Raw genomic sequence first — 9,507 nt, forward strand, 5'->3', positions numbered from 1 at the left:
AAAAACCTTGTTTCGGACGCGGATGGTTGTGCATGCGTCTTTTGGAGTCTTGTTAAGAAATTATTGTAAAACAATAATATCTTTCTACCTGGCGATCACGCTGGCGTTTGGATGGTTTTGTGATGCCGGATGAGGTGCAACGTGTGGCGACGGCACGTAAGCATGCGGTGCAGATGCGCTTTCTCAGCGAAATGCTGACGCCGATGCTCATCGCAGCGATCGGTTTGCCGCTGATCGGCGATCTTTACCTGACGGCGTTTGAGCCTGCGCCCTGGGCGGCGGCGCTCGGCGCGCCCGCGGCGCTTTCGATCAAGCTTTTGAGCTGCGCGCCAGCGATCATGGCGGCGGCTGCGGTGATTGCTCTTCGCCCGGTGTTCGCCGAGTTTCAAGAAGCACGCTTTGTTTCGGCGAAGGCCAGCACAGCCTTCCAAGTCGCTGGGCTTCTTGCCTTGTCGGCCTTCTTTGTGAAGGCGCTTATCGGACCTCTTCTGGCCGCGCTGCTCGGCCGACCCGCATTGACGTGGCGCGCCGATATGTTCGACATCGCCATGATGGCTTTTGCGTCGTTCGTGCTGATGATCGGCGCCGCGCTCGACGCGGCGGCTGCAGCGCTGAAATCCGAAAACGATCACATCGTCTGATGCGCATCGTTGTCACGCTCGATGTGATGATCGCGCGGCGGAAGATCAAGGCCAAGGATCTGGCTGAGCGTATCGGCATCACCGAGGCCAACCTCTCGCTTCTGGGCACCGGCAAGGTGAAGGGCGTGCGCTTCGATACGTTGGCGAAGCTTTGCAACGCGCTAGAACGCAAACCGGGCGATCTCTTGGACATCGAAGCAGGCGACGATCAATAAGGCGGCGCGCATTGGCTGAGCATGGCCACAAGGCCCAGCGCCCAGCAGGCGCCGACGCAGGCCCAAATCAGCCAATGAGGTCGATCTTCTCTTGGCATTAGCCCTCGCCGAAACGAGGGTGCAATGAGACCAACGGGCGCGCACTAACCTTTGTTAGCCGCGAGGGATTCTTCAAACCAAAGCCGCGCCGCGTCTAAATCGTCGAACTCCGCATCGCAGCAGCCAGGCGCGCCAAAGCTGCATTCCAGGAACCATTTTCCCGCGGCTGCGCCGTGCGCATCGGAGAGTTGCGCCAGCACGCCCGCCAGCTTGCCATCGACCAGCACAAGCCGTCCCACGGCATCATGCTCGTGGAGCAGCTCAACGGGCTGGAATTCAATAATCATGCGGTCCGTGGGTGGCGCAGGTGCAGATAATCATCGTTGAAATCCGCAGCGTGGCGCAATCGTTCCCAATTGGCGACGGCATGTATGTCGCCGCGTGAGACGATGAGGCCGTCCTTGCGCATACGCTGCAACACACGGTTGACGTGAACGGGGGAGAGACCCGTCGCGTCGCCCAGCTCGGCTTGCGTCATAGGCAAGTGCAGGCTGCCTTCTTCAGTGAGCGCCAAAGCGCGCATGCGCACATAGACTTCGCAAAACACATGGGCGATGCGCTCGTAAGCGGTGCGGCGGCCAATATTGGCGATCCATTGGCGAAAGATCGCGGCGTCGATCAGCGCATAGCGGATCAGGATGTCGTTGATGCGATCATTGTTGCGGATGAGCGTGCGCACAGCTTCGTGCGGCACAAAGGCCGCGCGTACCGGCGTCAGCGCGTAAAGGCCATGATCCATGCGATCGAGATAGAGGCTCTGCAGGTCGGGCAGATCGCCGGCGAAATGTAGCGAGATGATTTGGCGCCGGCCGCCGCTCACCATTTTGTAGCGCGCAGCAAGTCCTTGCAGAATGACGCAGCATTCTGTTGGCTTGTCGCCTTGTGAAACCAAATCACGGTTTTCATCGAATGCACGCTTGCGCAATGGGAGGCGGCGCAGGGCGGCTTTGTCGTCGTCATTCAATCCAGCAATGGTTTCAAGGCGTCCAATAAGGCGGTTGTAATCTGTCATGCGCGTCCTGGAACGATGGTCGAGCCAGCGCATTAATTCGCCGCCCCCGCGCGCGACCTTTGATGGGTCTTCTCCGTAGCTGCATTATCAAATGACAAAGCGCGTCTGCGGTTCCGCGATTGTGGAACTCCACACGATGATGTGAGCGGCGTATGCGCGATCGCTCAATATTGCGCGAACAGGCAAACCGCTTGCGCGAGATAGATCAGCCCCAGAATGGTCACGATCCAACGCGTGTATTTGAGAAAATTCACGTCGCTCAAGCGATCCAACACTTTGCCGCCGAGATAAGCGCCGAGCATGGCGAGTGGCGCCGCAATAACGAAGAAGTGCCACGCAGGCAGGCCACTTGTTTGCAAAGCGCCCAACATCGGCGCGCCGTAGAAAATCATCTTCACGGTGTGGCTGAACGCTTGCGTTGCGGCCTTGGTGGCGACGATGGCGTGACGCGTCAGCGCTGTGCGCACAAAGAAAACATCGAGCAATGGGCCCGATACGCCGGCGAGCACATTGAGCCCGGTGACGGACAAGCCGCATGCGATCGCATGCGAAGGTTTGGCGGCGTCGAGATTGAAGCGTCCCTTCGGCAGCCACGCCAAGCCCGGCACGAGGCCGAGCAACAGATACACCCACGCTTTTGTTGGCTCGTACGTCACCAGCGCGAGCAAGCCCGCCGCAATCGCTGAGCCCAATCCGTAGAAGAGGATGATCGGCCAGGCGATGTGCCGCCTTTGTAGCACGGCGCGCCAGCTGTTGGATACGAATTGCACCGCGCCGTGCGTGACCATCGCGGCTGCGACCGGCATCGCTAGCGTCAACGCGCCCATGAGCATGAGCCCGCCCGCCATGCCGAACACGCCGGAGATCGTGGCGGTGATCAGGACGACCGCGAGCAGGACGACGGTCGTGAGTGCGCTCATGCCAAGCGCGCTTCCAAGCCGGTTTTCACCGCAGGCCATTCGTCGCGAAGCACAGAATACCAAGCTGTATCGCGAAGGCTGCCGTCGGCGCGGCGCATGTGACGGCGATGGATGCCTTCGAACTTGGCGCCGAGTTTGAGGATCGCGGCGCGCGATTGTTCGTTCAACGCATCCGTCTTCAACTCAATGCGCTCGGCGCCGCTGGTGAAGGCATGGTTCATGAGAAGCAGTTTCGCGGACGGGTTGACGATGCCGCGATGTGCGGCGGCGACGTACCAGGTCGAGCCGATTTCGACGCCCGCGTCGCGGCGGCGGATGTTGAGGAAGCAGGACTGGCCGACATAAGCATCGTCTAGGAAGATGGCGTGCGGGATCGAGCGGCCGGCCGCCTGATCGGCGCGAAGGAGGTCGAACCAGGCGCTGTAGCCATCGCGCACGACCGCGAACGGCATGTGCCGGAAAAGCGCGGGCTCGGCTGCGGCGATGGTCGCGAGCCCGGCGCGGTGGTCCTCGGTGAAGGGTTCGAGCCGGACGCGGCCGAGTGTCAGTGTCGCAGCGGCAAGGTCCATCGCGCGATTGCCCCCCAAAGCGCACGGCTTTAGCGTGGCGGGGATAGCGCCGCCAGAGTGAGACGCCGGAGGAAGCCCATGCATTTCGAACATTCCGACAAGACCAAGTCCTGGATCGACCGGGTCGAGAAATTCATGGACGACCATGTCTATCCGGCCGTGCCGATCTACGAAGCGCAGCAGAAGGAAGGCAGCCGCTGGAAGGTCATCCCGGTGCTGGAAGAGCTGAAGGCGAAGGCCAAGGCGCAAGGGCTGTGGAATATGTTCATGCCGCCGTCGAGCGGGCATGCGCATGTGGATGACAGCTTCGAGTTCGAAGGCCCGCGTCTGACCAATCTCGAATACGCGCCGCTCGCAGAAATCATGGGCCGCGTCGGCTTTGCGTCCGAAGTGTTCAATTGCTCAGCGCCGGATACCGGCAACATGGAAGTGTTCGAGCGTTACGGCACGCGCGAACAGAAGGAGCAATATCTGCGCCCGCTCATGAACGGTGAAATCCGTTCGGCCTTCTTGATGACGGAGCCCGCGGTGGCCTCGTCCGACGCGACGAACATCCAGTGCGAGATCAAGCGCGACGGCAATGATTATGTGATCAACGGCCGCAAATGGTGGTCGTCGGGCGCAGGCGATCCGCGCTGCAAGATCGCGATCCTGATGGGCAAGACCAATCCGGAAAATCCCAAGCACAGCCAGCAGAGCCAGATCCTGGTGCCGCTCGACGCGAAGGGGATTAATATCATCCGGCCGCTCCACGTGTTCGGTTATGACGACGCGCCGCACGGCCACATGGAAATCGAACTTAAGGACGTCCGCGTCCCGCAAGAGAATTTGCTGTTGGGTGAAGGCCGTGGTTTCGAGATCGCGCAAGGCCGTCTGGGCCCGGGCCGCATCCACCATTGCATGCGCACGATCGGCGCGGCCGAAGCGGCGCTCGAAGCGCTCTGCAAGCGCGTCACCTCGCGCGTCGCGTTCGGCAAGACGATCGCCGAGCACTCGGTGTGGGAAGAGCGCATTGCTGACGCGCGCATCGATATCGAGATGACGCGTCTGCTCTGCCTCAAGGCGGCGCAAATGATGGATACGGTCGGCAACAAAGTGGCGAAGAACGAGATCGCCATGATCAAGGTCGCCGCACCCCGAATGGCGCTGAAGATTATCGACGACGCGATCCAGGCGCATGGCGGCGCGGGCGTGTGCCAAGATTTCGGTCTGGCCAAATCGTACGCCGGCATTCGTACGCTGCGTCTGGCCGACGGTCCGGACGAAGTGCACGCGCGCACCATCGCGCTGAACGAACTCGCCAAGTACGGCTGGACCGGCAAGCGTAAGAAGGACGAAGGCGTGAGCCTTCCGGGCATGCGTTGATCGACATCGCGTGGATCGTCAGCGCTTTGGCGCTGGCGATCGGCGTGTATCTCGGCGGCCGCGGCCTGATCGATCCGAAATGGGCGTCGCGCTTGGTGCGCCTGCAGGCCGATGACCAAGGCGGCGGCTTCGCCGAGTTTCGCGCAACCTTTGGCGGCGTGTTTCTCGGGCTGCATCTCGTCGGCTTAGGGTTCGTTGTTTTCTATCTGTGGCAAGGCGTGCCGATGATCGGCGTCGCTGCGATCGGCGCGGTCGCGGTGTTGAGCGCGGGTTGGGGCGGGGCGGCGCTTGGTCGGCTGATCGCGATCTGGCGCGATGGCGCGGACACGCCGTTCAACCGCTTTAGTGTCTTGTTTGAGGTGCTGTTAGCCGCCGCGATCGGCGCGCCGTGGGTGGTGTGGGTTTTGTCTTAGGCTGGTCCCTTGCCGAGAAAGACGACGGCCGCGCCGGCGGCGATGAGCGCGAAGCCGAGTAGATGGTTCCAGCTGAGTTGCTCGCGCAGGAAAAGCGTCGAGAAGCCGATGAAGACCACGAGCGTGATGACTTCCTGCATGGTCTTGAGTTCGGCCGTTGAATAGAATGCGCTGCCAATGCGGTTGGCCGGCACCGCGAGGCAATATTCGATAAACGCGATGCCCCAAGCTGCGACGATGGCGATCAGGAGCGGCGTCGATTTGAACTTGAGGTGCCCGTACCAAGCGAACGTCATGAACACGTTCGACGCGATCAGCATGAGGATCGGTGCGATCTGGGGTGATGTCAGGAAAGACGGCATGGGCGCTCCGGGATGAGTCGGGGGATCGTATAGCCGAGTGGTGCGTGGTGCGAAGCGTGCGCACGCGCCGTTCAGCCGAACGCGCGTTTTAAGGTTTTACACCTTCATCCCGGACACGCGCAGCGTGATCCGGGACCCAGCGGGCGCGGCAGTGGGTTTGCCCCTGGGTTCCGGGTTCAGCCTGCGGCCGTCCCGGAATGACGATGGAGTTAGCACGTATCCGTTTGAGTTTGTGGAAAGCGCGCTTCATACGCCGCGCGTGCTGCGGGCCAGACGTGCATTTCCGCGTCGCGCTGCATGCGCTGGTCGATATAGGGCGAGCGCGGTTGGCGCTTGAGGGCGATCGTGGCGAGAAACTTCTTCGGCGCTTTGCGCAGTTTGCGTGCCAAGCGCTTGGCGTAGGGCAACGGCTTTTCGAGCACGCGGCTCAGTGCATTTACACGGCGGATCACGCGTTGCGCCGGCGGTAGGCGATTGGCGCGCGCTTGTTTCAAGCGTTCGAGTGGCGCTTGGTAGAGTCTGTCGCGCTCAAGCTCCTGGCGCGATTGTGGTTTGCCGAGCAGACGAATGCGTGCGGGATGTGGCCTCGCACGCGGCCCTAGACGGAAGGCGTAGCTGCGCTCGGTGCTGCGTTCGCGCGGCGGTTCGGACAGGTTTATTTTCGTGTAGATCAGCGGCAACTGGATCGGGCGCGGCTTCGGCAGCGGCGACGCGAGCGCCAAGGCTTCGAGCAGCACGAGTTTCCGCACCAAAGCTTCGAGCGCTTAAGGCCATTGTTTGTAATGGGTCGCGCGGCGCAAGCGATCGAACATAGCGCGCGCGGCGATCCAGATATCAGGGATGGGGCGAGTGAGTGTGTACTCCATGTGTTGGAGTATGCGTGTGGATGCGGGGTGTTGGATTGAGCGCGGGCGCGCTTGTGTGGATGTGGTTGACGCGTCTCGTCAAACACGTGCGAGTCGGCGGATTTATGCGCGGCCATCATACATCCTCCGTCATTCCGGACGTGCGGAGCGCGATCCGGCACCCAGGGCAAACGACGAGCATGTTGCCCTGGGTTCCGGCTCTACGGCGCTGACGCGCCTCCGGCCGGAATGACAGAGTTTTATGTGTCGGGGGACGCGTTGTTGTTGTTGCCGGCTGGAAGCCGGCGCCCCTAGCTCAAAAATCGTTGATGCTCACGTCGGCGCGCCAGGGCCAGGCGCCGGCGCGGAGGCCGCATGTGCGCGGGTCGAAGTTTTGGTGATCGATGATCACGGTGTTGGTCGGGGTTTCTTCGATGCGCACTTGGCGCAGCACGAACGGCAATTTGTCGTCGGCGATGAAGGCGGAGAGTTTCAGCCAGAAACAAGCAGCGAGCGCTTCGGTGGTGGGATCGCCTTGGAAGGTCATAATCTGCGACAGGCGTTCGCGTTCATTGTCGCGGAAATAGCCGATCAGCGGATCGGCTTCGCCCAGATGCAAAGCGTGATCGACGTGCTCATCGATCCATTGATGCCAACGCTTCTTCACCGCTTCAAACGGCGCCACCGAGTTCGTATCGGAGAAATGGAAGCGCTGCTCAGGTTCGAGCCGCACAGTGACAAACTCATTGTGCCCGTGCGGGATCGCGCATTTCGCGCTCTTGGTCGCCAACAGGCGATGCGCCATCGCGTAGCGACGGGTGAATTCCAACGTGGCCATATCTCGTCCTTCGAGGCACTCCCGCAGCACAGACGGGCGCCCATGGGCGCGAGCCTTTAGGCCCGCGCCGCGCGTCGCGCAATCAATCGTCGTTCCAAACCGGCTCGCCGAGGTTCACATTTTCAGGCGGTGCAAATGCGCCGACGGCCGCACCCACGATCGCGCCCGGCACCACGCCGACGCCGCCGGCGACGACGCCAACGCCGCCGCCAATGGCGGCGCCGGAGGCGATGCGGTCGCCCATTTGCGTGCCGCAGCCGGCCAACGCCAAAGTCGCCGCCGCAGCCAAAACCATCTTATTCATGTGCATCTCCTCAACATGAAAACGGGCGACGCCGTGAAGCGCCGCCCGTTCGGACTAGTTCGGTTGGGGTTCCAACGCCAGCTTTCCCGCCAAAAACGCGAGGCCGGCGCCAATTCGCCTTGTTTATTTACGCGCGCCGTCGTCGTTCCATACCGGCTCGCCGAGATTGACCTTGTCCGGAGGGGTCACCGCGCCGACGCCTGCGCCGACGATCGCGCCCGGAATAGCGCCGACGCCGCCAAACACGGCGCCTGTGCCCGCGCCGATCGCCGCGCCCGACGCCATACGGTCGCCCAATTGCGTGCCGCACGCCGAAATCAGAAGTGCGGCGCCCGCGGCCACAATAAGCTTACGCATAAAAGCCTCCTCAAAATTCAGTTCGCGGGTAACGCGGCGGCGCGGCGGAGGTTCCGATTTCGCGTGAATGGGGCGGTGGCATGCGGTAGCGTTTTGGGAAGCAGGGAGACGCGCGATGACGAAACAAGAGCCGATCAAGTCTGGCTATGGGATGCGCACGGAGGCGCGTGACGCGATTGGCGGGCGTGATCTGACGGGCAAGGTCGCGATCGTCACGGGTGGCTATTCGGGGCTCGGCTTGGAGACGACGAAAGCGCTCGCCGGTGCAGGCGCGATCGTGATCGTGCCGGCGCGGACGCCTGAGAAGGCGCAAAAGGCGCTCGTTGGCATCGCCAATGTCGAACAAGCCGCGCTCGATCTGGCTGATCCGGCGAGCATCGATGCGTTCGCGGGCGGATTTCTCTCGCGCACCAAGAAGCTCGATATTCTGATCAACAACGCCGCGATTATGGCCTCACCCTTGATGCGTGATGCGCGCGGCTACGAAGCGCAGTTCGCGACCAATCATCTGGGGCATTTTCAGCTGACGGCGCGGCTCTGGCCGGCGCTCAAAGCGGCGGGCAATGCGCGGGTGGTGTCGCTGTCGTCGATCGGGCACCGGATTTCGCCGGTCGATATGGACGATCCGAATTTCGAGCGGACTGAGTATAATAAATGGGTGTCGTATGGCCGTGCGAAATCGGCGAACGCGCTGTTTGCGATTGGGCTGGATCAACGCGGCGCAGCGCATGGCGTGCGTGCGTTTGCGGTGCATCCGGGCGGCATCATGACGGATCTGCAGCGCTTCATGCCGGAAGAAGAGAAGCGCGCGATGGGCTGGATCGACGAGCACGGCAATGTCAATGAGCGCTTCAAGACGCCGAGCCAGGGTGCCGCCACGAGCGTGTGGTGCGCGACGAATGCGCAGCTTGAGGACAAGGGCGGCGTCTATTGCGAAGATTGCGATATCGCGGTCGCGGTGGCGCCGGACGATCCAAGCTTTGCCGGCGTGCGGCCTTGGGCGATTGATCCCGTGCTTGCGGATAAACTCTGGACTTTAAGTGAGCGCATGACGGGCGCGAAATTCGAGGCCGCATGACACGTCCGCCGCTTCCCAACCCGCCGCACAAGGGCAGCTGCCTCTGCGGCGCTGCGCGTTATAGCTATAATGCGCGGCCTTTAGCTGCGAACGCGTGCCATTGCAGTGATTGCAAGAAGCTCTCGGGCGGGTCGCACATTCAGATGCTCATCGCAGACAGCGCCGCGTTCACGCACGAAGCGGGCGAACTCGCGCGCTGGCGCAAATGCGCGAAGAGCGGACGTGAGGTCGATATCGTGCGCTGCGCGGCGTGCGGCACGCGGCTGTGGCACGAAGGATTGTCGGCGCCGCAGTTTGTTTTTATCTGCGCGGGGACGTTGGATGACACGTCCTGGTTCATGCCGGCGTCGCACATTTGGGTCGAGTGCGATCCGCTTTATCCGTTCACGCCCCAGGCCACTCGCGTAGAAGGCCAGCCGAGGGATAGGCAAATCTTAATCGACGCTTTCAACCGGCTCTATCCGAATGCATAGGCCGTAAGGCAGAGTG

At 62.0% G+C, this 9,507-nt stretch carries 15 protein-coding genes; 6 read left to right on the forward strand and 9 right to left on the reverse strand.

Translation table 11 applies throughout. The features are described from left to right. The first annotated feature begins 122 nt into the window (after positions 1-122). Together EPJ54_RS18350 and EPJ54_RS18355 are read left to right on the forward strand one after the other, a co-directional pair. Entirely contained in the window at positions 123-641 is a 519-nt protein-coding gene (locus EPJ54_RS18350) for a hypothetical protein (protein WP_135213227.1), read from the forward strand. Further along, complete coding sequence (locus tag EPJ54_RS18355) at positions 641-856, forward strand: helix-turn-helix domain-containing protein (RefSeq protein ID WP_135213228.1); 216 nt, start codon at positions 641-643, stop codon at positions 854-856. The genes EPJ54_RS18350 and EPJ54_RS18355 overlap by 1 nt, the downstream gene beginning before the upstream one ends. A gap of 143 nt (positions 857-999) precedes the next feature. Here EPJ54_RS18355 and EPJ54_RS18360 read toward each other — a convergent pair whose 3' ends face one another. From EPJ54_RS18360 to EPJ54_RS18375, 4 genes are all read right to left on the reverse strand, one after another. Further along, positions 1,000-1,242 carry a hypothetical protein gene (locus tag EPJ54_RS18360; protein ID WP_135213229.1) on the reverse strand — a complete coding sequence of 81 codons (243 nt, stop codon included), beginning with the start codon at positions 1,240-1,242 and terminating at the stop codon, positions 1,000-1,002. Then, positions 1,239-1,967, reverse strand: a complete 729-nt coding sequence (locus tag EPJ54_RS18365) for a Crp/Fnr family transcriptional regulator (protein ID WP_167755834.1) — start codon at positions 1,965-1,967, stop codon at positions 1,239-1,241. Before EPJ54_RS18365 ends, EPJ54_RS18360 begins: the two co-directional genes overlap by 4 nt. 164 nt (positions 1,968-2,131) lie before the next feature. Further along, a complete protein-coding gene (locus tag EPJ54_RS18370) occupies positions 2,132-2,887 on the reverse strand; it encodes a sulfite exporter TauE/SafE family protein (RefSeq protein ID WP_135213231.1) in 756 nt (251 codons plus the stop codon). Beyond that, a complete protein-coding gene (locus EPJ54_RS18375) occupies positions 2,884-3,456 on the reverse strand; it encodes a GNAT family N-acetyltransferase (protein ID WP_167755835.1) in 573 nt (190 codons plus the stop codon). Before EPJ54_RS18375 ends, EPJ54_RS18370 begins: the two co-directional genes overlap by 4 nt. Positions 3,457-3,534: 78 nt before the next feature. Between EPJ54_RS18375 and EPJ54_RS18380 the strand changes: the two genes are divergently transcribed. Beyond that, positions 3,535-4,821: an acyl-CoA dehydrogenase family protein gene (locus tag EPJ54_RS18380; RefSeq protein WP_135213233.1), complete on the forward strand. Its 1,287-nt coding sequence runs from the start codon at positions 3,535-3,537 to the stop codon at positions 4,819-4,821. Next, entirely contained in the window at positions 4,818-5,234 is a 417-nt protein-coding gene (locus EPJ54_RS18385) for a hypothetical protein (protein ID WP_135213234.1), read from the forward strand. The genes EPJ54_RS18380 and EPJ54_RS18385 overlap by 4 nt, the downstream gene beginning before the upstream one ends. On the opposite strand, the gene EPJ54_RS18390 is transcribed toward EPJ54_RS18385, so the two are convergent. From EPJ54_RS18390 to EPJ54_RS18410, 5 genes are all read right to left on the reverse strand, one after another. Beyond that, positions 5,231-5,596, reverse strand: coding sequence for a DMT family protein (locus tag EPJ54_RS18390; protein WP_135213235.1), 366 nt, complete (start codon positions 5,594-5,596; stop codon positions 5,231-5,233). The genes EPJ54_RS18385 and EPJ54_RS18390 overlap by 4 nt on opposite strands. 209 nt (positions 5,597-5,805) lie before the next feature. Beyond that, positions 5,806-6,345 carry a hypothetical protein gene (locus EPJ54_RS18395; protein WP_135213236.1) on the reverse strand — a complete coding sequence of 180 codons (540 nt, stop codon included), beginning with the start codon at positions 6,343-6,345 and terminating at the stop codon, positions 5,806-5,808. Between the two features lie 412 nt (positions 6,346-6,757). Next, positions 6,758-7,279 (reverse strand): 6-pyruvoyl trahydropterin synthase family protein, encoded by a 522-nt coding sequence (locus EPJ54_RS18400; RefSeq protein WP_135213237.1) that lies wholly within the window; start codon positions 7,277-7,279, stop codon positions 6,758-6,760. A gap of 82 nt (positions 7,280-7,361) precedes the next feature. Next, on the reverse strand, positions 7,362-7,583 hold the full coding sequence (locus EPJ54_RS18405) for a hypothetical protein (RefSeq protein WP_239591023.1): 222 nt from the start codon (positions 7,581-7,583) through the stop codon (positions 7,362-7,364). Between the two features lie 123 nt (positions 7,584-7,706). Further along, the gene (locus EPJ54_RS18410) at positions 7,707-7,940 is read right to left on the reverse strand and encodes a hypothetical protein (RefSeq protein ID WP_135213238.1); all 234 of its coding nucleotides are present in this window, start codon (positions 7,938-7,940) and stop codon (positions 7,707-7,709) included. 115 nt (positions 7,941-8,055) lie between these two features. Between EPJ54_RS18410 and EPJ54_RS18415 the strand changes: the two genes are divergently transcribed. Together EPJ54_RS18415 and EPJ54_RS18420 are read left to right on the forward strand one after the other, a co-directional pair. Beyond that, on the forward strand, positions 8,056-9,018 hold the full coding sequence (locus EPJ54_RS18415; protein ID WP_135213239.1) for an oxidoreductase: 963 nt from the start codon (positions 8,056-8,058) through the stop codon (positions 9,016-9,018). After that, on the forward strand, positions 9,015-9,491 hold the full coding sequence (locus EPJ54_RS18420) for a GFA family protein (protein WP_135213240.1): 477 nt from the start codon (positions 9,015-9,017) through the stop codon (positions 9,489-9,491). The genes EPJ54_RS18415 and EPJ54_RS18420 overlap by 4 nt, the downstream gene beginning before the upstream one ends. Positions 9,492-9,507 lie beyond the last annotated feature (16 nt).

Source organism: Vitreimonas flagellata (assembly GCF_004634425.1).
In the GTDB taxonomy this organism is placed as follows: domain Bacteria; phylum Pseudomonadota; class Alphaproteobacteria; order Caulobacterales; family Aquidulcibacteraceae; genus Vitreimonas; species Vitreimonas flagellata.

Bases quoted from the DNA above. Each gene is read 5' to 3' on its own strand.
- EPJ54_RS18405 (WP_239591023.1), bottom strand. From the start codon at position 7,583: ATGAATAAGATGGTTTTGGCTGCGGCGGCGACTTTGGCGTTGGCCGGC.
- EPJ54_RS18420 (WP_135213240.1), top strand. From the start codon at position 9,015: ATGACACGTCCGCCGCTTCCCAACCCGCCGCACAAGGGCAGCTGCCTC.
- EPJ54_RS18400 (WP_135213237.1), bottom strand. From the start codon at position 7,279: ATGGCCACGTTGGAATTCACCCGTCGCTACGCGATGGCGCATCGCCTG.
- EPJ54_RS18415 (WP_135213239.1), top strand. From the start codon at position 8,056: ATGACGAAACAAGAGCCGATCAAGTCTGGCTATGGGATGCGCACGGAG.
- EPJ54_RS18355 (WP_135213228.1), top strand. From the start codon at position 641: ATGCGCATCGTTGTCACGCTCGATGTGATGATCGCGCGGCGGAAGATC.
- EPJ54_RS18360 (WP_135213229.1), bottom strand. From the start codon at position 1,242: ATGATTATTGAATTCCAGCCCGTTGAGCTGCTCCACGAGCATGATGCC.
- EPJ54_RS18375 (WP_167755835.1), bottom strand. From the start codon at position 3,456: ATGGACCTTGCCGCTGCGACACTGACACTCGGCCGCGTCCGGCTCGAA.
- EPJ54_RS18380 (WP_135213233.1), top strand. From the start codon at position 3,535: ATGCATTTCGAACATTCCGACAAGACCAAGTCCTGGATCGACCGGGTC.
- EPJ54_RS18390 (WP_135213235.1), bottom strand. From the start codon at position 5,596: ATGCCGTCTTTCCTGACATCACCCCAGATCGCACCGATCCTCATGCTG.
- EPJ54_RS18350 (WP_135213227.1), top strand. From the start codon at position 123: ATGCCGGATGAGGTGCAACGTGTGGCGACGGCACGTAAGCATGCGGTG.
- EPJ54_RS18370 (WP_135213231.1), bottom strand. From the start codon at position 2,887: ATGAGCGCACTCACGACCGTCGTCCTGCTCGCGGTCGTCCTGATCACC.
- EPJ54_RS18365 (WP_167755834.1), bottom strand. From the start codon at position 1,967: ATGACAGATTACAACCGCCTTATTGGACGCCTTGAAACCATTGCTGGA.
- EPJ54_RS18410 (WP_135213238.1), bottom strand. From the start codon at position 7,940: ATGCGTAAGCTTATTGTGGCCGCGGGCGCCGCACTTCTGATTTCGGCG.